Origin of the sequence: Phreatobacter sp. (genome assembly GCF_022843985.1) — a bacterium.
Taxonomy (GTDB): domain Bacteria; phylum Pseudomonadota; class Alphaproteobacteria; order Rhizobiales; family Phreatobacteraceae; genus Phreatobacter.
Genome location: NZ_JALHMP010000004.1, coordinates 145,219 through 170,459, shown reverse-complemented (window position 1 = coordinate 170,459; position 25,241 = coordinate 145,219). Strand labels below are relative to the sequence as shown.

The 25,241-nt window shown below is 67.8% G+C and carries 23 protein-coding genes; 11 read left to right on the top strand and 12 right to left on the bottom strand.

Annotated elements, in window-relative coordinates; translation table 11 throughout:
- The first annotated feature begins 322 nt into the window (after positions 1 to 322).
- The 4 genes from Q0C57_RS04305 to Q0C57_RS04290 all read left to right on the top strand — a co-directional run bounded on the left by Q0C57_RS04305 (position 323) and on the right by Q0C57_RS04290 (position 4,183).
- Complete coding sequence (locus Q0C57_RS04305; protein WP_296572543.1) at positions 323 to 940, top strand: L,D-transpeptidase; 618 nt, start codon at positions 323 to 325, stop codon at positions 938 to 940.
- A gap of 172 nt (positions 941 to 1,112) precedes the next feature.
- A complete protein-coding gene (locus Q0C57_RS04300) occupies positions 1,113 to 3,548 on the top strand; it encodes an ATP-dependent helicase (protein WP_296572541.1) in 2,436 nt (811 codons plus the stop codon).
- A gap of 120 nt (positions 3,549 to 3,668) precedes the next feature.
- Positions 3,669 to 3,866, top strand: a complete 198-nt coding sequence (locus Q0C57_RS04295) for a type II toxin-antitoxin system HicA family toxin (RefSeq protein ID WP_296572538.1) — start codon at positions 3,669 to 3,671, stop codon at positions 3,864 to 3,866.
- Between the two features lie 20 nt (positions 3,867 to 3,886).
- Positions 3,887 to 4,183 carry a type II toxin-antitoxin system HicB family antitoxin gene (locus tag Q0C57_RS04290; RefSeq protein ID WP_296572535.1) on the top strand — a complete coding sequence of 99 codons (297 nt, stop codon included), beginning with the start codon at positions 3,887 to 3,889 and terminating at the stop codon, positions 4,181 to 4,183.
- Between the two features lie 6 nt (positions 4,184 to 4,189).
- Here the strand turns inward: Q0C57_RS04290 and Q0C57_RS04285 are convergent, their stop codons facing one another.
- Complete coding sequence (locus Q0C57_RS04285; protein ID WP_296572532.1) at positions 4,190 to 5,245, bottom strand: methyl-accepting chemotaxis protein; 1,056 nt, start codon at positions 5,243 to 5,245, stop codon at positions 4,190 to 4,192.
- A 227-nt stretch (positions 5,246 to 5,472) separates the two neighbouring features.
- Between Q0C57_RS04285 and Q0C57_RS04280 the strand changes: the two genes are divergently transcribed.
- Complete coding sequence (locus tag Q0C57_RS04280; protein ID WP_296572529.1) at positions 5,473 to 6,375, top strand: 50S ribosomal protein L11 methyltransferase; 903 nt, start codon at positions 5,473 to 5,475, stop codon at positions 6,373 to 6,375.
- Between the two features lie 5 nt (positions 6,376 to 6,380).
- Here Q0C57_RS04280 and Q0C57_RS04275 read toward each other — a convergent pair whose 3' ends face one another.
- Entirely contained in the window at positions 6,381 to 6,545 is a 165-nt protein-coding gene (locus Q0C57_RS04275) for a hypothetical protein (protein WP_296572527.1), read from the bottom strand.
- 110 nt (positions 6,546 to 6,655) lie between these two features.
- Here Q0C57_RS04275 and Q0C57_RS04270 point away from each other — a divergent pair, with 110 nt between their 5' ends.
- Complete coding sequence (locus Q0C57_RS04270) at positions 6,656 to 9,112, top strand: penicillin acylase family protein (protein WP_296572524.1); 2,457 nt, start codon at positions 6,656 to 6,658, stop codon at positions 9,110 to 9,112.
- 111 nt (positions 9,113 to 9,223) lie between these two features.
- Positions 9,224 to 9,568 carry an SH3 domain-containing protein gene (locus Q0C57_RS04265; RefSeq protein ID WP_296572520.1) on the top strand — a complete coding sequence of 115 codons (345 nt, stop codon included), beginning with the start codon at positions 9,224 to 9,226 and terminating at the stop codon, positions 9,566 to 9,568.
- A 14-nt stretch (positions 9,569 to 9,582) separates the two neighbouring features.
- On the opposite strand, the gene gor is transcribed toward Q0C57_RS04265, so the two are convergent.
- The 4 genes from gor to rpiA form a co-directional block, all read right to left on the bottom strand.
- The gene (gene gor / locus Q0C57_RS04260) at positions 9,583 to 10,956 is read right to left on the bottom strand and encodes a glutathione-disulfide reductase (protein ID WP_296572517.1); all 1,374 of its coding nucleotides are present in this window, start codon (positions 10,954 to 10,956) and stop codon (positions 9,583 to 9,585) included.
- 247 nt (positions 10,957 to 11,203) lie between these two features.
- Positions 11,204 to 11,662, bottom strand: coding sequence for a hypothetical protein (locus Q0C57_RS04255; RefSeq protein WP_296572515.1), 459 nt, complete (start codon positions 11,660 to 11,662; stop codon positions 11,204 to 11,206).
- 221 nt (positions 11,663 to 11,883) lie between these two features.
- Positions 11,884 to 12,435, bottom strand: a complete 552-nt coding sequence (locus tag Q0C57_RS04250) for a DUF2059 domain-containing protein (RefSeq protein ID WP_296572513.1) — start codon at positions 12,433 to 12,435, stop codon at positions 11,884 to 11,886.
- A gap of 55 nt (positions 12,436 to 12,490) precedes the next feature.
- Positions 12,491 to 13,192 carry a ribose-5-phosphate isomerase RpiA gene (gene rpiA, locus Q0C57_RS04245; RefSeq protein ID WP_296572510.1) on the bottom strand — a complete coding sequence of 234 codons (702 nt, stop codon included), beginning with the start codon at positions 13,190 to 13,192 and terminating at the stop codon, positions 12,491 to 12,493.
- 175 nt (positions 13,193 to 13,367) lie between these two features.
- On the opposite strand from rpiA, the gene Q0C57_RS04240 reads away from it, so the two are divergent.
- On the top strand, positions 13,368 to 14,165 hold the full coding sequence (locus Q0C57_RS04240; RefSeq protein ID WP_296572508.1) for a MipA/OmpV family protein: 798 nt from the start codon (positions 13,368 to 13,370) through the stop codon (positions 14,163 to 14,165).
- A gap of 33 nt (positions 14,166 to 14,198) precedes the next feature.
- Here the strand turns inward: Q0C57_RS04240 and Q0C57_RS04235 are convergent, their stop codons facing one another.
- Positions 14,199 to 15,938 (bottom strand): NAD+ synthase, encoded by a 1,740-nt coding sequence (locus tag Q0C57_RS04235; RefSeq protein ID WP_296572505.1) that lies wholly within the window; start codon positions 15,936 to 15,938, stop codon positions 14,199 to 14,201.
- A gap of 148 nt (positions 15,939 to 16,086) precedes the next feature.
- On the opposite strand from Q0C57_RS04235, the gene Q0C57_RS04230 reads away from it, so the two are divergent.
- Entirely contained in the window at positions 16,087 to 16,950 is an 864-nt protein-coding gene (locus Q0C57_RS04230) for an outer membrane beta-barrel protein (RefSeq protein WP_296572502.1), read from the top strand.
- A gap of 82 nt (positions 16,951 to 17,032) precedes the next feature.
- Here Q0C57_RS04230 and Q0C57_RS04225 read toward each other — a convergent pair whose 3' ends face one another.
- Positions 17,033 to 18,418 carry a class II 3-deoxy-7-phosphoheptulonate synthase gene (locus tag Q0C57_RS04225; protein ID WP_296572499.1) on the bottom strand — a complete coding sequence of 462 codons (1,386 nt, stop codon included), beginning with the start codon at positions 18,416 to 18,418 and terminating at the stop codon, positions 17,033 to 17,035.
- Positions 18,419 to 18,667: 249 nt separating this feature from the next.
- Here Q0C57_RS04225 and Q0C57_RS04220 point away from each other — a divergent pair, with 249 nt between their 5' ends.
- Positions 18,668 to 20,161, top strand: coding sequence for a hypothetical protein (locus Q0C57_RS04220; RefSeq protein ID WP_296572496.1), 1,494 nt, complete (start codon positions 18,668 to 18,670; stop codon positions 20,159 to 20,161).
- On the opposite strand, the gene Q0C57_RS04215 is transcribed toward Q0C57_RS04220, so the two are convergent.
- Both Q0C57_RS04215 and Q0C57_RS04210 read right to left on the bottom strand, forming a co-directional pair.
- Positions 20,158 to 21,111: an MBL fold metallo-hydrolase gene (locus tag Q0C57_RS04215; protein ID WP_296572495.1), complete on the bottom strand. Its 954-nt coding sequence runs from the start codon at positions 21,109 to 21,111 to the stop codon at positions 20,158 to 20,160. The two genes, Q0C57_RS04220 and Q0C57_RS04215, sit on opposite strands and share 4 nt — an antisense overlap.
- 41 nt (positions 21,112 to 21,152) lie before the next feature.
- Positions 21,153 to 22,166: a fumarylacetoacetate hydrolase family protein gene (locus tag Q0C57_RS04210; protein WP_296572493.1), complete on the bottom strand. Its 1,014-nt coding sequence runs from the start codon at positions 22,164 to 22,166 to the stop codon at positions 21,153 to 21,155.
- A 265-nt stretch (positions 22,167 to 22,431) separates the two neighbouring features.
- Between Q0C57_RS04210 and Q0C57_RS04205 the strand changes: the two genes are divergently transcribed.
- Positions 22,432 to 22,911 carry a MarR family transcriptional regulator gene (locus Q0C57_RS04205; RefSeq protein WP_296572490.1) on the top strand — a complete coding sequence of 160 codons (480 nt, stop codon included), beginning with the start codon at positions 22,432 to 22,434 and terminating at the stop codon, positions 22,909 to 22,911.
- 12 nt (positions 22,912 to 22,923) lie between these two features.
- Here Q0C57_RS04205 and Q0C57_RS04200 read toward each other — a convergent pair whose 3' ends face one another.
- Complete coding sequence (locus Q0C57_RS04200; RefSeq protein ID WP_296572486.1) at positions 22,924 to 23,724, bottom strand: alpha/beta hydrolase; 801 nt, start codon at positions 23,722 to 23,724, stop codon at positions 22,924 to 22,926.
- Between the two features lie 5 nt (positions 23,725 to 23,729).
- A complete protein-coding gene (locus Q0C57_RS04195; protein WP_296572483.1) occupies positions 23,730 to 25,226 on the bottom strand; it encodes a long-chain fatty acid--CoA ligase in 1,497 nt (498 codons plus the stop codon).
- Positions 25,227 to 25,241 lie beyond the last annotated feature (15 nt).

Genomic DNA, 25,241 nt, shown 5'->3' with positions numbered 1-25,241 from the left:
ACATCGCGCCTATATGAAGGCTCGTGCGCCGGATTGCGAGAGGCAGCGGTGAAGGATCTGGCCCGGCATGGCCACCGTTCACTTTGCCGTGATGGCAGGCCAGGGCGAAAGATGTGTGCTGTCAGATGCTTGGGATCGGAATACCGTTGCCCGGCGGTCACACATGCGTCCGAAACGCGACTTTCTGTGGCGTGGTGCCGGCGGCTGCCATTGCGCAGGAGCGACCGATTACGCTCTATCGAACTGCCAATTTACCGACGGGCCCGGTCGCTGCGGGATCGCGGTCTTCCGTAACGTCATATCCATCTCGCAAGGTGCATTCATGCGGCGCTTCCTGCCCATCCTCGCCACAGCGATCGCGCTGGCCTTCTCGGGCGCTGCCGCCCAGGCCCAGACGGTCAATTTCGGCTTCGGTGACCAGGTCATCTTCGACCCGGCCACCAATGCGCCCATGCGCATCGCGCCGCGCACCGATGGCGGTCCGCGCGCCGGCGTCTCGGCCATCCCGCGCGAGACCGTGGCCTTCACCGGCCGCTATGCGCCCGGCACCATCGTCATCAACACCCAGGAACGCCGCCTCTATCTGGTCCAGGCCGGTGGCACGGCGATCCGCTACGGTGTCGGCGTCGGTCGGCCGGGCTTCTCGTGGGGCGGCAACCAGACGGTCACCCGCAAGGCGGAGTGGCCGGACTGGCGCCCGCCGGCCCAGATGCTGCGCCGCCGTCCGGACCTGCCGCGCTTCATGGCGGGCGGCCCGGACAATCCGCTCGGCGCCCGCGCCCTCTATCTCGGCTCCACGCTCTACCGCATCCACGGTTCCAACGAGCCGCACACGATCGGCACCGCCGTGTCCTCGGGCTGCTTCCGCCTGACCAACGACGATGTCATCGACCTCTACAGCCGGGTGCGGGTCGGCACGCGGGTCGTCGTCCTGCGCTGAGCGCGTCGCCTTCCGGGATTCTGCAAGGGCCGGCGGAAACGCCGGCCCTTTTGCTTGTGATGGCGCCGGGAGGCGAATCCCCCGGCGTGACGCATGTCGTCCCTCGTCGGGTTGGCTTTGTCGGCGCGAACCCCCATTTTGGACGAGAACCGAATCGGAACATCTGAGGCCCATGACCGACCCTTCCGCCCCGCGCCAGCCCAGTCTCGCCGAAAGGGCCATGGCCGCGCGCGGCCAGCAGGCGGCGGCCGGCTATCTTGCGGGTCTTAACCCCGAACAGCAGGCGGCCGTGGAAACGCTGGACGGTCCGGTGCTCGTGCTGGCGGGTGCCGGGACCGGCAAGACCCGGGTGCTGACCACCCGCATCGCCCATATCCTCAACCAGCGCCGGGCCTTTCCCTCCGAGATCCTCGCCGTGACCTTCACCAACAAGGCGGCGCGCGAGATGAAGGAGCGCATCGCCCATCTGGTCGGCGAGGCGGTGGAGGGCATGCCCTGGCTCGGTACGTTCCACGCGACGGGCGTGAAGATCCTGCGCCGCCATGCCGAACTCGCCGGCCTCAAGTCCGGCTTCACCATCCTCGACACCGACGACCAGATCCGCCTGCTCAAACAGCTGATCCAGGCCGAGGACATCGACGAGAAGCGCTGGCCGGCGCGCGTGCTGGCCTCCGCCATCGACGGCTGGAAGAACCGGGCGCTGACCCCCGACAAGGTGCCGTCGGGCGAGGCAGCCGCCTATGCCAACGGGCTCGGGCTCAAGCTCTATGCCGATTACCAGGCGCGGCTGAAAGTGCTGAACGCCGTGGATTTCGGCGACCTGCTCCTGGAGGTCATCCGGCTGTTCCGTGAAAATCCCGGCGTGCTCGCGGAGTACCAGCGCAAGTTCAAGTTCATCCTGGTGGATGAGTACCAGGACACCAATGTCGCGCAATATCTGTGGCTGCGGCTGCTGGCCCAGCGCCAGGAAGGGCGGCCGCAGAACATCTGCTGCGTCGGTGACGACGACCAGTCCATCTATGGCTGGCGCGGCGCCGAGGTCGACAATATCCTGCGCTTCGACAAGGACTTTCCCGGCGCGACGGTGATCCGGCTGGAGCGCAATTACCGCTCGACCGGCCATATCCTGGCCGCCGCCGCCCATCTCATCGCCCATAACGAGGGCCGGCTCGGCAAGACGCTCTTCACCGACGGCGAGGACGGCGCCAAGCCGACGCTGACCTCGGTCTGGGATTCGGAGGAGGAGGCGCGGTCGGTCGGCGAGGAACTGGAACAGCTGCAGCGCCAGGGCCATGCGCTCAACGAGGCGGCCATCCTGGTGCGCGCCTCGTTCCAGATGCGCGAGTTCGAGGACCGTTTCATCACCATCGGGCTGCCCTACCGGGTCATCGGTGGTCCGCGCTTCTACGAAAGGCTGGAGATCCGCGACGCGCTGGCTTATCTGCGCTGCGTCGCTCAGGCCTCCGACGATCTCGCCTTCGAGCGCATCGTCAACACGCCGAAGCGCGGCCTTGGCGACGCCACCCTGCAGCAATTGCACGACCATGCGCGCGCCCAGGGCGTGCCGCTGATGCAGGCGGCGCGGGTGCTCACGGAGACCGAGGAGATGAAGCCGAAGGCGCGGCGGGCGCTGAAGGACCTCATCGACCAGTTCGAACGCTGGGCCGGGCAGATCGAGGCCATGCCCCATGCCGAACTGGCCCAGCTCGTGCTGGACGAGAGCGGCTATACGGAGATGTGGCAGAAGGACAAGACCGCCGAGGGGGCAGGCCGGCTCGAAAACCTCAAGGAACTCGTGCGCTCGATGGAGGAGTTCGAGAACCTCCCGGGTTTCCTCGAACATATCGCCCTGGTCACGGAAGCGCGCGGCGAGGGCGAGACCGAGGATGCCGTGTCGATCATGACGCTGCATTCGGCCAAGGGCCTCGAATTCGAGACCGTGTTCCTGCCGGGATGGGAGGAGGGGCTTTTTCCCCACCAGCGGTCGCTTGACGAGAACGGCCGTGCCGGTCTGGAGGAGGAGCGCCGTCTCGCCTATGTCGGCATCACCCGGGCGCGTCGGCGGGCGAAGATCTATTTTGCCGGCAACAGGCGCATCCATGGTCTCTGGCAGTCGACCGTGCCGAGCCGTTTCGTCAACGACCTGCCGCCCGACCATGTCGAGGTCTCCGAAGGCCTCGGGACCTCGGGCTATGGCGGCATGGGGCGCGGCGGCTTCGGCCAGAGCCGCTTCGACAAGGTGGAGAGTTTCTCCTCGACCTATGCGACGCCCGGCTGGCAGCGGGCGCAGGCGCAGAAGTCGCTGAACGAGGCGCAGGCGCGCTTCACCGGCCGGACCGGCAGCCAAGCCTTTGGCGCGACTTTCGCCGAAGGACGCGGCGGCTTCCAGGGCCGGCTCACCGACCGCTCGGGGGGCGGGCGGACCATCGACGGCGAGCTCGTTGCCAAGTCGACGGGCGAGCCCTCGCGCTACCAGCCCGGCGACCGGGTGTTCCACCTGAAGTTCGGCTATGGCGACGTGGTGTCGACCGAGGGCAACAAGCTCACGGTGCAGTTCGACAAGGCCGGCGAGAAGAAGGTGGTGGACAGTTTCGTCCAGGCGGCGTGATATCGCCTTCAGAAAGTCAAGAGGCATTCCCTTAACCATTTGTTAATTGAGATTGCTTGCTTCTCCTCGACACATGGAAATTATCGACGACCGGAAAGACCTCGATTCGGAGGCACGGTCATGCTCCGCGACAGCCGCGACATCATTCGCCGCCTCGAACGCGAGGGCTATGGGCTGCGCGCCGTGAAGGGTTCGCACCACAAGTTCTTCCACGATGGCCTGCGCCGGATGGTCACCATCCCGCACCCGAAGCGGGACTTGCCGCTCGGAACAGTGTATTCCATCGATCGACAGGCGGGCTGGCCCCGCGAGCGGTAATCCGAGCCTCGTATCGCGCCATGCCGAGCTATATCGCCATCGTCCACAAGGATTCCGACAGCTGCTACGGTGTGCAGTTTCCGGACGTGCCAGGGGTTTTCTCGGCCGGCGACACGATCGACGAGGCTGTGGCCAATGCCGCGGAAGCGATCGCCTTCGCCGCCGAGGATTGGGAGGCGCTGCGGGAAAGCTCCTTTCCAGCACCGCGCAGCATCGATCAACTCCGCTCTGACCCCGCATTCGCCGAGGCGGCGACGGACGGCCTGCTGCTGATCGTGCCTTTTGACCCGACCACCCGGCGTGCGGCGGCCGAGTAACCGCGCCTAGCCCGCCTTCTGCTGGATCACGCCGTACCAGCCGAGGCCGGCATAGGTCTCGTAGCCGGGCGTCAGGTGGAAGGCCGTGGTGGTGCCACTGGCGTCGCGGGTGAAACCGGCCTTGCGGCCGCCGGTGTCGAAGGCGAGGGTCTCGCTCAGCACGCCGCGCCCGTCGGAACTGGCGATGACGCGCTTGCGCGCGTCGACGAGGAGAACGCGGCTGCGGCCAGCCTCCTCCTCCGACAGGCGGACGCCCTGGACGATGGCGCGGGCCTGGGGCTCCCAGTCGAAATGGATGGCGAGGACGCCAAGGGGCGCGCCGCGCGCCTGGCCGCCGGCGCGCACCGTCGTGGCATAGGTGGCGACTTCGGCATCGTGCAACGGGCCGGACCGGGCGACATCGGCCACGGTATAGTCGTCGCCGGTCGCAAGCGACATGGCGCGGGTGAACCAGGGCTCGTGCCGCACCGACTGGCCGGTGACGGCAAAGCGTTCCGGCCGGCCGTTCGCCACGACCCGGCCGTCGCGGTCGCAGAGCCAGATGTCGAGATAGACGGTGTAGGCGCCGAGAATGACGCCGAGGCGCTGCGCGGCATGGGCCGACCGGTCGGGCGCCGGCGCGGCGAGCGCCTCGACCATGGCGGAGTCGGTCGCCCACCAGCGGACATCGCAGGTGCGCTCATAGAGATTGCGGTCCATCAGCTCGATGGCATTGAGCGCGAGATCGGTCAGCCTCTGGCCGGCCGCCTGGCTGCTCATCGCCATGGTCATCGCCTCGAGGCCGGCGATCTGTCCGGCGAGTTCCGTCGAGAACTGATGGGCGATGCTCCCGACGCGGGTGGAGATCTCGCGCACCTCGGCGGCGACGACGGAGAAGCCGCGGCCGTTCTCGCCGGCCCGCGCCGCCTCGATGAGGGCATTGAGGGCCAGCATGCGCAGGCCGTCGGTGATCTTGTGGATCTCCTCGATCCTCGCCGATGTCGTGCCTTTCACGCTGCGGGTCGCGGCCAGGATCGTGTCCAGCGACGGGGTAGTCTCTTCGGTCTTGGCAAAGGCTTTCATCGGCGGGGTCTCCTCCCACGGAAGGTCGGATGAAGCGGTTAGCAATTGGTAAATCGCGAACCTGGCGCGGTATTGGTAACACTCTGAAATAAATGGGGTATTTCGTTCTGCGTAGAATTTGTGCAGCGCAACCTGTTGTTTTCATTACGCTACGGCACTCATGAGGCAGATTTTGTATTACCCATCCGGGCTGATGACATTGTCCGGATGCGGCGTTATCACGCGGCATGCTCGAAGGTCTGCACCCCGTGTCACCCACCCATCTCATGCGTCTCGAAACCTCGGAGAGGGCGGCGCGGAAGGTCGGTGACCTCATCGGCGAGATGTTCGACCCCGCCGAGACGGCGGTCGCCGCCTTCGAGGCGCCTGATGGCCGGATCTGGCTGGTCGAGGTGTTCTTTCGCGATGCGCCCGATGAAGACCATGTGCGTGCGCTGGTGCGCGCGACGGCAGGCGAGGCGGTCGCCGCCTGCGTGACCTTTCATGCCATCGAGTCACGCGACTGGGTGCGCACCTCGCTCGATGGCCTGAAGCCTGTCGTGGCCGGGCGCTTCACGGTTTTCGGATCGCATGACCGCGACAAGGTGTCGGCCAACGCCATTCCCATCGAGATCGAAGCGGCCCTCGCCTTCGGCACCGGCCATCACGGCACGACGCTCGGCTGCCTGCGCGCCATCGACCGGCTGGCCAAGGCGGCCCGCGCCTTCCGGCCGCTCGACGTAGGCACGGGAACCGGCGTGCTCGCCATCGCCGTAGGCTTGCGCCACCGGGTGCCGGTGCTCGCCTCCGACATCGACCGCGTGTCGGTGGACGCCGCCCACGAGAATGCTGTTCTCAACAGGGCCCGCGGCTATGTGCGGGTCATCCATGCCGCGGGCCTGAAGGACGCGCGCTTCCGCCGCGGTGCCCCCTATGACCTGATCCTCGCCAACATCCTGCCGCGTCCGCTGGTCGGGCTCGCCACGGACCTTGTGCGGCTGGTCGCCCCCGGTGGCACGGTGGTGCTGTCGGGCATCATTCCGCCCCACGCCAATCTCGTGGTTTCGGCCTATCGTGACCGCGGCCTGCGTCTCGTGATGCGCGAGGAGATCGAGGGCTGGGTAACGCTGACCATGCGCCGCGGGCGCTGAGCGCGTCAGCCTTCGCCGCCGCCGCGGTCCTTCTTCGCCAGCGTGCCGCCGCGCGATTTATCGCCCATCTTCGCCGCCGCGTCGCCCGGCCAGGGCTTGCCGGGGTTCTGCAGCGCGAAGATGCGCTTCGCCGTCCGCTCGACGGCTGCCGCATCATCATTGTCGGCCATGGTGATCTCCTCGTCGGCGGTGGTGCGGGTTGCTGGTGTCGAAAGGCGGGTAGCTTGCCCGGTTCCCGGTCGGATGATCAACTCCCGCCGCTTGCAACGGGTGTCGTGCCATGCGTCTTCTCCGCCGCCTGATGACGTGGAGCCTCCGGGTTCTCCTGGTCGCCCTGCTGGGCGTCGCGGCCCTCGTCGCCTGGTATGTGCGTGCAATCGAGCCGCAGGTCGCCGGCACCATCGCCTTGCCGGGTTTCGAGCGCCCGGTCGAGATCGTCCGGGACGGGGAGGGGATCCCGCATATTTTCGCAACCAGCGAGCAGGATGCGACGGCGGCACTGGGTTTCGTCCATGCCCAGGATCGGCTCTGGCAGTTGGAGATGAATCGACGCATCGCCAACGGCCGCCTGGCGGAGATCGTCGGCGCTTCCGGGCTGGAGACTGACCGATTCCTCCGTACCCTCGGCATCAGGCGGACCGCCGAGGCGATCTTCGCCAATCTCGACGGGGAAACCCGGGTGTTGCTCGCCGCCTATGCGCGGGGGGTGAACGCCTATCTGGCGACACGAGCCGGGCCGCTGCCGCCCGAATTTCAGCTGCTGCAGGCACCTGCGCCCGAGCCCTGGTCGCCCATCGATTCGATCGGATGGTCGCTGATGATGGCCCTCGACCTCGGCGGCAATCTCAATGCCGAACTGACCCGTCTGCGCCTGGTGCAGCGCGGCCTGACGATGCGGCAGATCGCCGAGTTCCTTCCCGCGGCCCCTGGCGAGAGCTTTCCCGATCTCCCGGACTATGCGGGGCTCTATCGGTCACTGGCGCCTCAGGCCCGGCGCGCAGCCACCCTCATCGAGCCCTTGGGGCTCGGCCTCAAGGGCGTTGGCTCCAACAGTTGGGTGGTGTCGGGCGCCCGCTCCGAAACGGGACGGCCGCTCCTCGCCAACGATCCGCATCTGGGGTTGTCGGCGCCAGCACTGTGGTATTTCGCGCGGCTGACGTCGCCCTCCGGGACGGTCATCGGCGCCACCATGCCCGCCGTTCCGAGCGTCGTCCTCGGCCGCAATGACCGCATCGCCTGGGGCTTCACCAATACTGGGCCGGACGTGCAGGACGTCTATATCCAGCGGATCGATCCCAGTGATTCCGGGCGCTATCAGACACCAGATGGCTGGGCCCGTTTCGAGACCGTGCGCGAGGTCATCGGCGTGCGCGGCGCGCCCAACGTGGTTCTCACCGTGCGCCTCTCCCGTCATGGACCGGTCATTTCCGATGGTGCCTCGGCCAGCGCGACCCGGGCGGTGCCGGAGGGTCATGCGCTCACGCTGCAGTGGACGGCGCTGAGCCCGGACAATCTCACCGTCCAGGCCTTCGCGCGGCTCAACCGCGCCCGCGACTGGCCGGAGTTCATGGCGGCGGCGCGGCACTACCACGCCCCGCAGCAGAACATGGTCTATGCCGACGTGGACGGGAATATCGGTTTAGTGGCGGCGGGCCGGGTGCCGGTGCGCAAGCCGGAGAACGACCTGAAAGGGCTCTTCCCGGCGCCTGGCTGGGATTCCCGCTACGACTGGGCGGGGTTCATCCCTTTCGAGGATCTGCCGCAGGAGTTCAACCCGGCGCGCGGCTTCAAGATTACCGCGAACGAGCGGATCACCCCGCCCGGCTATCCGCACCACATCACCTATGAATGGGCGACGCCGCACCGCGCCGAACGGATCGCGGAGCTTCTGGCCGGTCGGGAGGCCCACTCGGTCGGCTCGTTCCGGCGGATCCAGGCTGACCACCGCTCGGGCGCGGTGCGGGAGATCCTGCCGCTGCTGCTGGCGGCCCATCGGACAGGGGAGGCCGCGCGGGCGCGCGCGATGCCGGAACGGGTGCGGGAGGTGGTCGCTGCCCTCGCGGGGTTCGACGGCACCATGGCGTTGGATCGGGCCGAGCCCCTGCTCGTCACCGCCTGGATGCGCGAGTTCGCCCGCCTCGTCTATGCTGACGAACTCGGGCCGGACCTCTTCCCCGCGCTCTGGGACCAGCGGCAGGTGTTCATGAAGGCCGTGCTCTCCGATGCGGGCGGGCAGGGGGCCTGGTGCTTGGGCGTCGCCGGCGCCGGCGAGGCCTCCACCTGTCCGGTGCTGGTGTCGCGCGCCCTCGACCTCGCGCTTGCCGATCTCGAGCGTCGCTATGGTGCGGACTGGCGTGCCTGGCGCTGGGGCGTTGCTCATGACGCGCGCTCCGAACATCGGCCCTTCGCGCGGGTGCCGGGGCTGGCAGCGCTGTTCGACGTGCGGGTGCCGGTTCCCGGCGACACCTACACGGTCAATGTCAACCGGCATACGATCCGCAACGAGGCCGAGCCTTTCGTGTCGCGCCATGCGGCTTCGCTGAGAGCGATCTACGACATGGCCGATCCGGAGCGCTCGCTGTTCATGCATTCCACCGGGCAGTCGGGCCTGCCGACCTCGCGCCTCTACCGCAACCTCGCCGGGCGCTGGGCCGCGGTCCAGTATCTCCCCATGCGCACCCGGCGCAGTGATATTGAACGCGGCGCCATCGGCACGCTGACCATCACGCCGCGCTGAGCGAGGCGCAGCGCCGCCGCTGCATTTGAAATGTCGGGACAGCCTTCGCCGTCACGCCCCGGAACGACCGCGGCCCTATTGCGGTGGCACCGCCCGCCGGAGACTGCGCCCATGACCCGCCTCGCCTCGAAGGCCACCCTCGCCGCCGCCTTCTTTGGGCTGATGGGGGCCGCCTCACCCGCCAAGGCGATCAACGCCGTCTGCGAGGTCCTGCCGACGCCCGACGGCTTCGCCGCGCTCCGGGCAGGGCCGTCCGCCGACTCACGGCTGATCGCCCGCATGAAGACCGGCCACAGCGTCCACCTGCGGGCCCGCAACCAGGGCGAGGTCATCCGCTCCGGGCGGTGGACGCAGGTCATCTCCTGGAACGGCGAGCTCAATACCCCGAGCCAGCCGGAATTCCGCACCGGCCGCATCGGCTGGGTGGCCCAGCGCCTCATCGGCGATTGCGGCTAGGCCGGCGGCACCGGCTAGCCCTTCGGGTAACGCGCACTCGGCGTGCGCATGGTCACGAGTTCTTCCGCGGCGGTCGGGTGAACCGCCATGGTCGCATCGAAGTCGGCCTTGGTGGCGCCCATCTTCACGGCAATGCCGGCGAGCTGGATCATTTCCCCAGCGTCAGGTCCGCAGATATGGACGCCGAGGACCTTGTCGGTCTCGCCGTCGACGACGAGTTTCATCAACATCCGGGTGTCGCGGCCCGACAGCGTATGCTTCATCGGCCGGAAGGTCGCCTTGTAGATGTCGAGGGCGCAGCCCGACAGCCGCGCCTGCTCCTCCGACAGGCCCACCGTGCCGATCTCCGGCTCGGAGAAGACGGCCGTCGGAATGATGGCGTGATCGGCCGTCCAGCGCTTGCCGCCGAAGACGGTGTCGGCGAAGGCATGGCCCTCACGGATAGCGACCGGTGTCAGGTTGACCTGGTCGGTGACGTCGCCGACCGCATAGATGGAGGGCACGGAGGTGCGGCTCTCCTCGTCGACGATGATCTCGCCGCCTGCGCCGAGGGTGACGCCGGCTTCGGCGAGGCCGAGACCGGCGGTGTTGGCCTTTCGGCCTATCGCCATCAGCACCTGGTCCGCCTCGATCGGCGCCTGGCCGTTCTTGAAGGCGACCGCAATGCCGCCCGGCGTGCGGCTGAGGCTGGTGAAAACCTCGCCCATGACCAGGCGGATGCCCTTCTTCCGGTACTCCGCCATGAGGTGGCCGCGGACATCCTCGTCGAAGCCGCGCAGGATCTTCGATCCGCGATAGACGAGCGTCACCTCCGATCCGAGGCCGGCAAAGACGCCGGCGAACTCCACGGCGATATAGCCACCGCCAGCGATGACGATGCGCTTTGGCTGTTCGGCGAGGTGGAAGACCTCGTTGGAGGAAATGGCCAGGTCACGCCCCGGCAGGGCGTCGTCGGTCGAGGGACGGCCGCCGGTGGCGACCAGGATGTGCCGGGCAGTGACGACACGGCCATCGGCGAGGCGGACGGCCTGCGGGCCGGCGATGGTGGCGCGCTGCGCGACAATCTCGACGCCGGCCTTGACGAGGTTGGCGCCATAGAGGCCTTCGAGGCGGCCGATTTCCTTATCCTTCGCAGCGATGAAGGTCGGCCAGTCAAATGTCGCCGGACCGACCGTCCAGCCGAAGCCCGCGGCATCGGCGAAATGCTCGTGGTACTGCGAGGCATAGACCATCAGTTTCTTCGGCACGCAGCCGCGGATGACGCAGGTGCCCCCCATCCGGTATTCTTCGGCCAGCATGACCTTGGCCCCGTGGGTCGCGGCGATGCGGGCCGCCCGCACGCCGCCCGAGCCGCCACCGATCACGAAGAGGTCGACGTCGAAGGTCATAAGGGCATCCTTGAAACAACCGGCGTCCGTCGCGGATTGGCCGCACCCGACAGATGGGTCGATCAAGCGATTATCACAGGCAGACGAGGACACAAGCGCGCGAGGAGCGTGAGACGGCGCCCGCGCTCATGGATCGACGTCGTCCGGTCCCCATCCTCAGTGCCGAGGCCCGACCTCTCACGAAACCGGAGCGGCCTGCGCGCCGGTTTCCCGGCGCGCAGGCCTGTTGTCCAGTCTGAACCCGAGTTCAGTTGCAGATGCGCACGCGGCGGAAGCCGATCGTGCGGCCCCACTCGTCACGGACCCGCTGGCGCTCGATCCAGCAATCGCGAGGTGCACGGGCCCGTGCCGCCTCGGAAGCGATGATCGCGGCCCCGAGTATGCCGATCGCCACCGCGGCTGCTCCCGCACCACCGCCGCCGCCGAACCCGCCCCGGCCGCCGCCACCGCGGAAGCCTCCCCGGCCGCCGCCACCGCGGAAGCCTCCCCGGCCGCCACCACCACCACCGGCTCGGACGCCCCCGCCACCAGTGCGGAAGCCGCCGCCACGACGGCCCTGCATCTCGACCTGGCCGTCGGGGGTGATCGCCGCCAAGGCGCCGGCCACGGCCGGATCACGCTGGGGAATGGTTTGCGCCGATGCGGGCAGGACGATGAAGCAGGCGCCAAGAATTCCTGCCGCGATTGATGTTCTGACAATGTTCATGCGGACCTCCTTTTCCATCAAGTTCGGAAAAGGCTAAGGCGGAGATACCGGTCTGTCCTTGATATACATCAGTCATCAGAGATGAATACGTAGGGAATTTAAGAGTTGAACGGCGAATGCGCGGCAGCCAGCCGATCGTGGCGCCGTGGAGAGCCGGACACGACAACGCCGGCACGAGGCCGGCGCTTGAGACTGCGGGAATGGATGAGAGCCGTCCGACCTCAGAGCCGGATGCCGCGCTTGGCGAATTCCTCGCGGAAGCGGGCGACGATGTCCCGCGTCACCACCTGGCTCCACTGCTGCGACCGGCCGAAGGTCTCTTCCATGATCGAGGGAATAGTGCGCACCAGCTTCTGGCCATCCGCCGACTGGTAGAAGGCCTGGATGCGGCGTAGTTCCTCTACCGTGAAGCGCTGGGCATAGGCCACGGCGATGCCCTGGATCAGTTCGTTGACGCGCGGCTGGAACTCGGCCTTGAGCTGGTCGCCGACCTCGTTGAACTGGCGGCCAAGATCGGGATTGGTCGGCAGGAACAGCGACTTCGCCTGCTCGACGAAAGCGGGGATGACGTTCTCGAAGGAGGCCGAGGCCCCGGAGAGCTCGACAACCTGACGGGCGAGGGCGACATGGTCGGCGGCAGGCGCCGGCGCGGCGGCGGCCGCCTGGGGCGCCGCCTGGGCGAGGGGCGCCGCCGGCCTCTGGGTCTGCGCCGTGGCGGCGGTCGTGATGAGGGCGCAGGCCGCCAGGGCTGCTGCAAACGAACGGACGAACATCGGGATCACTCCTCGGGAAGTCTTGAGGCCGCGCCTGACCGAGGCGGCTCGATTGTCAAACACGTCCTACGACCTCTGCGCCGCCAGGGGAAGCGATGATCGCGATGGACGCCAGACCAATGAACAGGCCGTGCTCGACCACACCGGGCACGGAGTGAAGACGGGAGCCGAGCGTGGGGGGATCTGGGATTCGCGCGCAGGCCGCATCGAGGATCATGTGCCCGCCGTCCGTGACGAAAACATGGCCGTCGGCCTTGCGGCGCAGCGTCAGGGGGCCGGGGCAGCCGCAGGCCTCGAGGACCCGGGAGACGGCGCGTTCGGTGGCGCCGAGCCCGAAGGCGTTCACCTCGATCGGCAGCGGAAAGCGACCGAGGGTGGCGACCCGCTTGGAGGCATCGGCGATGACGATCATGCGGTCCGAGGCGGCAGCGACGATCTTCTCGCGCAGCAGCGCACCGCCGCCCCCCTTGATGAGGTTGAGCGCCGGGTCGATCTCGTCGGCGCCGTCGATGGTGATGTCGAGTGCCGGCGTCTCGTCGAGGGTCGTCAGCGGCACGCCGAGCCGCTCGGCCTGGGCCCGCGTCACCTCGGAGGTCGGCACGCCGACCACCTTGAGGCCGGACCTCACCCGTTCGGCCAGGAGATCGACGAAGTGCTTCGCCGTCGAGCCCGTGCCGAGGCCGAGGCGCATGCCGTCCTCGACAAAGGTGAGCGCCTTGGCCGCGGCGTCACGCTTGAGGATTTCGGGATCGGTCATGGCGAGTGGCCTCGATCTGGTCTTTCCAGTGGTCGCAGTAGCCCGGCGGCGCGGCGAGGTCCAGCCTCCGCGGTGTGCGGGTGCAGGATCCGGTGAAGGCGGTCAGCCGTAAGAGTATCCCGTTAACTCCGCTCGACTACCGTCGGATCACCCTCTTCAAGCGTAGCCCGTGTTCATGCTGTCCCGTATTCTCATCGCCTCGGCGGTCCTCGGCCTTGCCGCTCTTCCCGCGTCGTCCCAGCCCCTGCCCGAGGCTGCCCGCGGCTGGACGGTCACGCTGGGCGGCACCGTCACCGCCGTGCCCCTGTGGATGGGGTCGAGCCGGCTCGGGCCGATGATCCTGCCGCGCCTGTCGCTCCGCGCCCCTGGCTCGCCGGAGCGCTTCTCTTCCTTCGACGACGGCATCGCACCGGCCATCGTCGATCTCGGATGGCTGCGCGTCGGGCCGAACCTCACCCTGACGGGCGCACGCCGGGCGCGCGACGATGCCAGGCTCGCCGGCCTCGCCGATGTCGGCTTCACCATCGAGGCCGGCGCCTTTGCGGAGCTTTTCCCGGTCGAGTGGCTGCGGCTGCGCGCGGCGGTGCGCCACGGTATCGGCGGTCATGCCGCGCTGGTCGGCAATGCCGGCGCCGATGTCATCTGGCGGCCGGCGCCGCGCTGGACCGTTTCGGTCGGCCCGCGCTCCTTCTTCGGGAGCGACCGCTACGCCTCCACCTATTTCTCGGTCTCGGCGCCTGAGAGCATCGCCTCGGGGCTCGCTGCCTTCCAGGCGCGCGGCGGCCTGATGAAATATGGCGCGGTGGCACAGGTGGCCTATCGCTTCGATGCCGGCTGGACCGTCACCGGCTTTGCGGCCTATGACTGGCTCGCCGGGAGTGCGGCCGGCGCTCCGCTCGTCACCCAGCGCGGCAGTGCCAACCAGTTCACGGTCGGCACCAGCGTCACCTATTCCTTCACTCTGGGGCAATAGGGCCGCTGCGGAGCAGACGCGCCGGGCGGGTGGTCAGAAGTCCACGACGTCGAGCTTCGGCATGGCGGTGGGGTTGACCACGGTCATGTCCGGCACCGGCAGCGCCTCGCCGGAATCGCGGAAGCGGTTGACGATCGGATAGCGGCGGTCGCGGCCGAAATTGCGCGCGGTGACCTTGACGCCGGGGGCGGCCTGGCGGCGCTTATATTCGGCAATGCCGAGGAGGCGCTCCACCTTCTTCACCGTGTCGAGGTCATAGCCTTCCGCGACGATGGCGGCGACCGAGGCCTCGCGTTCCACCAGGCGCTCCAGGATGGCGTCGAGGACGTCATAGGGCGGCAGCGAATCCTGATCCTTCTGGTTCTCGCGCAGTTCGGCGGTCGGCGGCTTGACGATGATGTTGACCGGGATGACCTCGCCATCCGGGCCGAGGGCGCCAGCCGGCTTCCAGCGGTTGCGCAAGGCCGAGAGGCGGAAGACCTCGGACTTGTAGAGATCCTTCACCGGATTGTAGCCGCCGTTCATATCGCCATAGATCGTGGCATAGCCGACCGACATCTCGCTCTTGTTGCCCGTCGTCACCACCATGGCGCCGAACTTGTTGGAGATGGACATGAGGATGGTGCCGCGGGCGCGGCTCTGCAGGTTTTCCTCGGTGATGTCGCGGGTCGTACCCTTGAAGAGGGGCGCGAGAGTCGCCTCCAGCCCGTCCACTGCCGCGGCGATGGGCACGATGTCGTAGCGCACGCCGAGGGCCTTGGCGCAGTCGAAGGCGTCCTTCAGGGAATCCTCCGACGTATAGAGGTAGGGCAGCATCACGCAATGGACGCGATCAGGCCCCAGAGCATCGACCGCCATCGCGGCACAGATGGCCGAATCGATGCCGCCGGAAAGGCCCAGCACCACGCCGGGAAAGCGGTTCTTCTCGACATAGTCGCGCAGGCCCAGGACGCAGGCCGCATAATTGGCCTCGTCGCCGCTGTCATGCCCATGGATGGGTCCGGAGAGGCGCCAGGTGCCGTCCGTCTTGGTCGCCTGGACGAGGGCCATGGCCTCGGTGAAGGCGGGCAGTTGCATGGCGAGCCGATGGTCGGCGTTCACCGCCAGCGAGGCGCCGTCGAAGACCAGCTCATCCTGGCCGCCGATCTGGTTGACATAGAGCAGCGGCAGGCCGCTCTCGGTGGTCCGCGCGACGATGGTGCTCATGCGCTCGTCATAGACGCTTTCGCGGTAGGGCGAGCCGTTGGGGACGATCAGCAGTTCGGCTCCGGTCTCGGACAGGGTCTCGACGACCTCCTCGCCCCAGATGTCCTCGCAGATGGGGACGCCGATGCGCACGCCGCGCACATTGACAGGACCCGGCAGCGGCCCCGGCGCGAAGACGCGCTTCTCGTCGAAGACCGAATAGTTCGGCAGGTCGACCTTGAAACGGACGGCCTGGATCAGGCCGGCATCGGCATGGACGACGGCATTGAAGACCCGTCCGCCCTCGGCCCAGGGGGTGGTGACGAGCAGCGCTGGCCCGCCGTCGGCCGTGTCGCGGGCGAGGGCCTCGGTCGCCTGCCGACAGGCCGCCTGGAAGGCCGGCTTCAGCACCAGATCCTCCGGCGGATAGCCCGAGATGAAGAGTTCGGAGAAGACGAGCAGGTCGGCATTGGCCGCTGCCGCGTCGGCACGGGCGGCGCGGGCCCGGGCGAGATTGCCCGCGACGTCGCCCATCACGGGATTGAGCTGGGCCACGGCGATGAGAAGCGAGGAGGGCATCTTTGTCATCAGCGAGATGTAACGCGCAGGCCGGCGGTTCTCAATGCGTCAGCGGCAGAGCGGCCCACCGCGCTTAACCGGGCGGTAACCTTGATGATTCATGAATGGTGGCCATCGAGATCGGTTGCAGACAGCCGAGACTCACGAGGAGGCCGGCATGACGGCGCGTTCGACAGTGACGACGGGTTTGGCAGCGCTGGCGATGACGCTGGCCATGACGGTGACCGGCCAGGCGGCAGACATGGCGCTCAGGGGGTCGTTGCCGGTCCATGACGATTTGGCTCCGAACTGGACGGGTTTCTACGGCGGTGTTCAGGGCGGCATCGGAAGCATGACGGCGGACACGCAGGCCATGGCGCGGCGCGAAGCCGAGCGCCTGCTCAACGGCCTCTACTTTCTGAATCCGCCGTCGGGGGCCGCCGCGCCGACCTTCATCAACGTGGACCCTGTCCGGGGGACCCCCGTGATGTTCGGCGTCTTCGCTGGCTATCAGGCGCAGTTCGAGGATGCGGTGATCGGCTTCGAATTCGATTACAACCGCATCGCCAGCGGCGGAGGCGGTGCACGCACCTGGACCCAGCCCTTCGCCGTCCTCTATGCGCAGACCGGCTTCACCGACGCCTTTTCGCAGAGCACGACGGTCAGGGCATCGCTGACCGACTATTTCACCGCCCGTATGAGGGCCGGCTGGGCCTATGGCCGGGTGATGCCCTATTTCACTGCCGGCCTCGCCATCGCCCGCGGCAATACGTCGGTCTCCTATCGTGCCGGTTATCAGCGGATCGACACGGACACGGCCGACGCCGTCGACTGGACGATGCCCTATAGCGATCTCGTGAACTCCACCCGGTCCTCGAACGGCGTCATCGGCTTCGGCTTCGCCCTCGGCACCGGTGTCGAGGCGCTGATCACCAACAACATCTTCGTCCGTGCCGAATACCAGTTCCTGCGAATCCCCTCGATGGGCGGCGTGCCTGTCACGCTGCATGCGGTGCGCGCCGGCGTCGGCATCAAATACTGAATTGGCACCACCTGCATCAAAAAGGCCCGCTCCGGTGTCCCGGAGCGGGCCTTTTCGCCGTTTGGCGGGACGCAGGGGCGGCCTATTCGGCGGCCTCGCGCACGGCGGGCGCACGGTTGAGCCGCTGGCGCTTGAGCATCTCCGCCACCTTGAAGGAGACCTCCAGCGCCTGTTCGGCGTTGAGCCGCGGATCACAATAGGTGTGATAGCGGTCTGAGAGATCGAGATCGGTGATGGCCGCGCGGCCGCCGGTGCATTCGGTGACGTTCTTGCCGGTCATCTCCAGATGGATGCCGCCGGCATAGGTGCCCTCCGCCTCGTGAATGGCGAAGAAGCGCTCGATCTCGCCCATGACCAGATCGAAGGGGCGCGTCTTGTAGCCATTGGCCGCCTTGATCGTGTTGCCGTGCATGGGATCGCAGGACCAGACCACCGTGCGTCCCTCGCGCTCGACGGCGCGGATGAGGGCGGGCAGGTGCTTCTCGACCTTGTCGGCGCCAAAGCGGCAGATCAGCGTGATGCGGCCGGCCTTGTCCTCGGGATTGAGCACGTCGAGCAGCTTCAGCAGGCCGTCGGCATCGAGGCTCGGGCCGCACTTGAAGGCGACGGGGTTCTTGATGCCGCGAAAATACTCGACATGGCCGTGGTCCGGCTGGCGCGTGCGGTCGCCGATCCACAGCATGTGCCCGGAGGTCGCATACCAGTCGCCGGACGTGGAATCGACGCGGGTCAGCGCCTCCTCGTAGCCGAGCAGCAGCGCCTCGTGGCTCGTGTAGAGTTCGGTGGTGCGCATCTCCGGATGGGCCTCGGGGTCGATGCCGCAGGCGCGCATGAAATCGAGGGCCTCCTCGATCCGCTCCGCCAGGTGCCGGTACTTGTCGTTGGCCGGCGTGTCCTTGACGAAGCCGAGCATCCACTTCATCGCGTTGTCGAGATTGGCATAGCCGCCATAGGCGAAGGCGCGCAGCAGGTTCAGCGTCGCCGCCGACTGCCGGTAGGCCATGGCCTGACGCATCGGATCCGGCTCGCGCGCCTCGGGGGTGAAGGCGATGTCGTTGATGATGTCGCCGCGGTAGGAGGGCAGCGTCACGCCGTCAATGGTCTCGGTGTCGGCCGAGCGCGGCTTGGCGAACTGGCCGGCGACGCGGCCAACCTTCACCACCGGCATGCCGCCGGCATAGGTCATCACCACTGCCATCTGCAGGAAGGCGCGGAAGAAGTCGCGGATATTGTCCGCCCCGTGCTCGGCAAAGCTCTCGGCGCAGTCGCCGCCCTGCAGCAGGAAGGCCTCGCCCTTTGCGACTTTCGCGAGGGCCTTCTTGAGGTTGCGCGCCTCACCCGCAAAAACGAGCGGCGGAAAACCCGACAGGCGCTTCTCAACCTCCGCCAAGGCCGCCTGGTCCTGATAGACCGGCACCTGCAGGATCGGTTTCGACCGCCAACTCGACGGGCTCCAACGCTCGCCCATGATCTTCCATCCTCTCGACGCCCACACGCGACAATCGCTTCGCGCGGAAAAGTGATCCCGCCCCTGTAGTCTGGACCGACCAAGTTCAGGGAGCGGTGTTTATACACGACAGGATGCCAAGGGGCGAGCCGTTCAAACGGGCGCCAGCGCTGCAGGCCGCTGCCATGGGGTGCAGCGCGTCGGCGTGGCGCGTTGCTTTGCAGCTTGCCCTCATGTACCCCGCTCTTCGGCCCTGACACGAGGCTCGACATGACCCGCTTCCTGCGAAACGCCCTCCTTTCGGCGGTTGCCGCATCGGCACTCTTCCTTGCGCTCCCGGTTGGTGCCCAGTCGCCCCACGCCATCGAGGTGTCAGTCGATGAGGCGGCCTGCCTCGCCGCTCCGGTGCCGGCCTGCACGGCAGAACTGGCGCTGAAGGCGGCGTCGGCGGAACCGGAAGGATGGGCTGCGACGGCTGCCTTCGAGGCCTTTCTGCAGAGCGATCCCGACCCTGCGGCACGCGATCGCTGGATGGCTCGCTACGAGGCCTGGGCGCGGGTGGCAAGCGTCGACGGGATCAAGGAACGCATCGTGCCGGTGCGCGCCGAGCATCTGGCCCGCAAGGGGGACTTCGCCGGCGCCTATCGCGAACTCGGGCTCGACCAGCCGCAGCCGTCCGCTCTGTCGGAGCCCTCGATCCTGATCCTCGACGAGGCGCGCGCCGGCCGCATCGCCGATACCCTGCCGCGCATTGACCGGCTGGTGGAGAATGACAGCCGCGACGAGCTGCGGCTCGAGATCCTGGAGATCGCCATCGCCCGGGAACCGGCGCTGGCCGATACCGTCGCCGGCCAGATCAAGGACCGCTACACCCGCCGGATGGCGCAGGCCCTGCAGTCCGGCGGTCGCGGCGACATGGCCATTGCCCGGACCATCGACGAATGGGCCCGTGGCGCCCGCGCCAACCAGACAGCGCCCTTCGACGATCCCGAAACCGCCCGTCGCGACAGTTGGGACATGGTCCTGCGCGGCGCGATCGCTTCCAACAATCTCGACGGCTTCCGCAAGGCGCTCGCCGCGCGACCGCCCTTCAACACGCCGGCCGATGCGGAATCGGCAAGCCGCATGCTCCGCATCCTCATGCGCGAGGGCCGCGCCGACTGGATCCGCGCCTTCGGTCCTGCCCTGAAGCTGCCGGAGGACGAGACCGTGTCGGTGGACGAGGATATCGGCCCGATGCGCAGCCTCGCCGCCGACAAGCTCGTCGCCGTGGCCGAATCGGCGGAGGCGACCGGCAAGGTGCGCGGGACCATCGTCGACACGGCGGTCGAGATGCTGGTGGCGCGCGGGGCCGTCCCGGAGGCGCGCGAACTGTTCGTCAGGCTCGGCCGGATCGACGAATTGAACCGGGTGACCTTCGAGCAGGAGCGCATCGGCGTCGTCTTCGAGACGCTCTGGCGTGCCCTCGTCGGGCGCGGCCCGAAGGAGGCGACCGACGCCGTTGCGGCCCGCATCACCTCCGAGGGCGCCAAGGCCTATATCGCCCGCGTTGCGGAGCTGGAGACCCGCATGCGTGCGATCGCCGCCGGCAACAAGGGCGAGGAGCCCGCCGACGACGAATGGGCGATCATGCTCGACATCGCCGTCGCGTCGGGCGATGCCGGCCTGATGACGCGGATCGCCGCGGCGATGAAGGATCCGGGACTGCGCTCCACCGCCTTCGTGCAGGTGACGAAGAACATCTGGGAGCGGGCAGCGCGCTAGCCCTGCAGGTTGGCCCACATCTCCCGGTCGCGCTGGTCGGTCCAGATGACCGGCCATGCGATGCCGCTCGCCTCGTCATAGGCGCGCGAGACGTTGAACGGCAGGCAATGCTCGTAGATGGCGAAGGATGCGAATTTCGGATCCATCGCCTTGCGGCAGGCATCGAAGGCCTGTTTCAGGGACCGTCCCTGTGCCACGCTGTCGGCGACCGAGCCATAGAGCGTCGACAGGAAGTCGCGCGTCAGGCGGATGCCGTCCGCGACCATGGCGGGTGTCGTCAGCGCCGCCCCTCGCCCCGGCACGACCGCTCGTGGCGCCAGCGCCTCGATGGCATTGAGTGTCTTCGGCCAGTCCTGGAAATGAGCGTCGCCGCAATAGCAGGCGGAGTGGTATTCGACGAGATCGCCGGTGAAGGCGACGCCAGCATCCGGCACCCAGGCGACGGTGTCGCCGGCCGTGTGGCCGCGACCGAGATGCATGAGCTTCACCTCCCGGCTGCCGAGCCAGACGGTCATCTCCGTCCCGAAGGTGACATGCGGCCAGGTCAGCCCCGGAGGGATCGATTCGGCGCCGGGAAAGAGTCGCGGGAAACGGCCGATCTCGCTTGCCTTGTCCTGCTCGCCGCGCTCGACGATGAGCCCGCGGGTGGCGTCCGAGGCGATGATGGTGGCTCCCTCATAGGCCGAGGCGCCGAGGACGCGGACCGCATGATAGTGCGACAGCAGCACGTAGCGGATCGGCTTGTCGGTGACCTGGCGCACCCGTGCGATGACGTCCGCCGCCATGGCGGGGGTCGCCTGCGCATCGATCACCATGCAGGAATCGTCGCCGATGATGATGCCCGAATTGGGATCACCCTCGGCGGTATAGGCGAACAGCCCGCGTCCCAACTCGTCGAAGGAGATGGTCTTGGGGCCGAGGTCGGCGGTGGACGCGAAAGACTTGGACATGGAAGGCCTCTTTGCGGCTGCGCGGGATCACGCTGCGCCGTTCAGTCGTGGTGCTTGCGGACGATCTGGTCGATCGCGCCGAAGATCGAATGGCCGCCCGCATCCTTCATCTCGATGCGCACCGAATCACCGAAGCGCATGAACGGCGTCTTCGCGGCGCCGTCGCGGATGGTCTCGACCGTCCGCATCTCGGCGATGCAGACATAGCCGAGGCCGCCCTCGGCAATGGGCTTGCCCGGGCCGCCATCGGCGTCGCGGTTGGAGATCGTGCCCGAGCCGACGATGGTGCCGGCCGAGAGGGCGCGCGTCTTCGCCGCATGGGCGATGAGCGTGCCGAAGTCGAAGGTCATGTCGATGCCGGCCTGGGGCCGGCCGAAGGGCTCGCCGTTGAAATAGGCGAGGAGCGGCAGGTGCAGCTTGCCCTCGACCCAGGCGCTGCCGAGTTCCTCGGGCGTGACGGCCACCGGCGAGAAGGCGGTGGAGGGCTTCGACTGGAAGAAGCCGAACCCCTTGGCGAGTTCAGGCGCGATCAGGTTCCTGAGACTGACGTCATTGGCGATCATGACGAGGCGGATGAGGCCGCGCGCCGCCTCCGGCGTCACGCCCATGGGCACGTCGTCGGTGACCACCGCCACCTCGCCCTCGAAGTCGATGCCATGAGCCTCGTCGGGCAGCGTGATAGGGTCGCGCGGGCCGATGAAGGTGTCGGAGCCGCCCTGATACATCAGCGGGTCAGTCCAGAAGGCGGGCATCATCTCGGCCCCGCGCGCCTGGCGCACCAGCGCTACGTGATTCACATAGGCCGAGCCGTCGGCCCATTGAAAGGCACGGGGCAGCGGGCTTGCACAATCGTGCTCATGGAAGCGGAACGAGGGGACCGAACCCAGTTCCAGCTGTGTGGCCAAATCCTCCAGTCGAGGCGCCAGCCGGCTCCAGCCGTCAAGGGCCGCCTGCATGGTCGATACAACCGGAAACGCATCGGTGGCCCGGGTCAGGTCGCGGGAGACCACGACGAGACGGCCGTCGCGACCGTGCTTGAGTGAGGCGAGCTTCATGGCACTTCATCCCGGAAACAAGGGTTCTTCATCCGGTCTTGCGTGGCCGGTCCGGCATCAAAGCCTGTCGGGGCCGGCTTGACCAGTCACTTGGGTGAAGTCGCCACCCCAGCGGGTTGTCTTACATTTGTCGCGTTGCGAAAAGGATCGCCAGGCGATACGGTCACGACATAGGATGCAAGCGATTCCTTGACCGAACCATTTTTGATTTGACGCTCTTCCAGAGGGAGCACACATGGACGTCCGGGTTGCGGATAAGTCGTCGATGTCCGATGTCAAGCTCGAGCTGGATTCGTTTCTGCCCTATCGGCTGAACGTTCTTGCCAATGTTGTGAGCCAGGCGCTCTCGGGGATCTATGCCGAACGTTACGGGCTCGGTATTCCCGAATGGCGGGTCATCGCCACCCTGGGGCAGTTCGGATCGGTGACGGCCAAGGACATCGGCGCCCACAGCCACATGCACAAGACCAAGGTCTCGCGCGCCGTCGCCAGCCTGATGCGCCGGCGGCTGGTGCAGCGGCGGATCAACCGGCAGGACCTCAGGGAGGCCTTCCTGTCCCTTACCCGCGAAGGGCACATCGTCTATTCCGACCTGGTGCCGATCGCCCGGCGTTTCGCGGCCGATCTCAGCGATGGCTTTTCGCCGCAGGAGCGTGATCAGCTGGATCTGCTGCTCACCCGCCTCACCGAGCGCAGCCGGGGGCTGCTGGCGGGTGCGGATCTGTCGCAGCCCGTCGCGGACTGACGGTCACGGTCTTTACAAACCGCGGGCAAACCGCGCGACGGCCGCGTTGAAGGCCCCGGGGTCCTCGATATGGGGGGCATGGCCTGTGCCCTCGATCAGCACCGCCTCGCCGCGCGGCGCCGCGCCGGCGATCCAGCCGGCGACAGCGGGGCCGTAGAGCTGGCTGCGGGTGCTGGCGATCGCCAGGACTGGCACAGGAAGGCTCTCGATCGTGGCGCGGTGGTCGGCGAGGACGAGGGAGCGCCAGAGAGCCGCCATCACGACGGGGTCGCAGGTCGCGATGCTGTCCGCGGCGCGGCGGATCAGGGCAGCGCTGTCCTCACGGTCCGCGGCGAACATCGCCCGGGCGATGCGGGGGGCATAGAGCGGCCAGTTGCTTTCCATCCGGTCGGCGGTCGCGAGGGCATCAGCGATCTCCTGTCCCCCCGTGAGGCCGTAGGTCCAATCCGCCCCGTTGGCGACTTTCGGCGTCATGTCGACGATGACCAGCCCGGCAATGCCGGCCGTTCCACGACGGGAAATGTGTTCGAGGGCGACCATTGCCCCCATCGACCAGCCGACGAGGACTGCCGGGGCGAGGCCAGCCTCGGCGAGCAGGCCGTCGAGGGCGTCGGCGAGCCCTGCCATGGTCGGCGGCACTTGGCCGATGGGCCGGTCACCGTGGCCGGGTTGGTCGGGCACCACGACCCGGAAGCCCTCGTCGGCGAGCGCCGCCTGGGCCGAAAAGAACGTCCGGTCGACCGACCAGCCGTGCAGGAAGACGAGCGGGCGCCCCGTGCCGATGTCGGTGAGCGCGGCGGGCGGCAGCTGCAAGGCCGTCACCCCCCGTCACCGGCGACGAGGGTGCGCAGCACATGTTTCTGAATCTTGCCGGCGGCCGTGCGCGGGAAATCCGCAACGATGGTGATGTGCCGCGGAACCTTGTAGCTGGCCAGATGCCCGCGTGCATGGGTGCGGATCTCGTCAGGGGTCGTGGTGGCGCCTGGGCGCAGGACGATGACCGCATGGCCGACCTCGCCCCAGACCGGATCGGCGACGCCGAGAACCGCGGCCTCCAGGACGGCGGCATGGCCGTGCAGGACGTTTTCGACCTCGGCGGGGAAGACGTTCTCGCCGCCCGAGATGAACATGTCCTTGATGCGGTCGACGACATAGTAGTAGCCATCGCGATCCTGGCGTCCAACGTCCCCCGAGCGCAGCCAGCCACCGGGCGCGAAGGCGCGGGCGGTCGCCTCCGGCTGGTTGAAATAGCCGGGGGTGATTCCGGGGCCGCGGAACAGCATTTCGCCGGCCTCACCGGGCGCGACGTCCTCGTCCTTGTCATCGACGAGCCGGACCTCCGCCAGGATCTGCGGTTTTCCGACCGAGCCGATCTTGGTCGCTGCGTGGGCCCGGTCCATCAGGAAAAGGGTCGGACCCGTTTCCGTCATGCCCATGCCGTTGCAGACGGTGACGCCGCGGCGGCCGAAGGCGTGCAGCAGGGGCTCGGAGATCGGCGCGCCGCCGCATCCCCAGTGGCGGACGCAGGAAAAATCCGTGGTGTCGAAGTCCGGATGCAGGCTCAGCGCCTGGTAGACGGCGGGGACCCCGAAGAACAGCGAGATCCTGCGTCGGCCGATCAGCGCCATGACCGCGTCGGGGTCGAATTTCGGAATGATGCGGGACGTGCCGCCGGCGATGAAGAGCGGCAGGGCGTGGAGGTTGATGCCGGCGGTGTGGAAAAGCGGCAGGTAGTTCAGCGTGTCGTCGCCGGCGCCCATGCCGGTCGCCTGCTGGATGTTGACGGCATTGGCGAGCGCCATGCCGGGCGTCTGGATGACGGCTTTCGGCCGGCCGGTGGTGCCCGAGGTGTAGAGCAGGTACCAGATGCAGTCGGTCTCCCAAAGCGGCACCGCGGCGACCGGCTCGCAGGCCGCGCTGCCCGCCACATAGGCGGCGAGGGACAGCAGGCGCACCTGTCCGGAGAGCGCGTGCGCCAGCGGCTCGGTTGCCGCGTCCGCGATCAGAAGGCCTGCGCCGCAATCGGCCAGGATCGGGCCGAGTTCCGCCGGTGTCAGCCGCCAGTTCAACGGCACCAGAATGAGCCGTGCCCGGGCGCAGGCGAAGAGCAGTTCGAAGAAGGTTGCATTGTTGTGGCAGAGCACGGCGACCCGGTCGCCGGCGACGAGCCCAAGACCGGCGAGATAGGCGGCGCCTCGCCCCGCACCCCTGTCCATCGCTGCGAAGGACACCGTGCGGCCGCCAACCTCCTCGAAGGCGATGGCCTCCGGGCTCAGTTCGGCGCGGCGGCGGCAGAGGTCAGGCAGCGTCTTCATGCACACCTCGCGCAG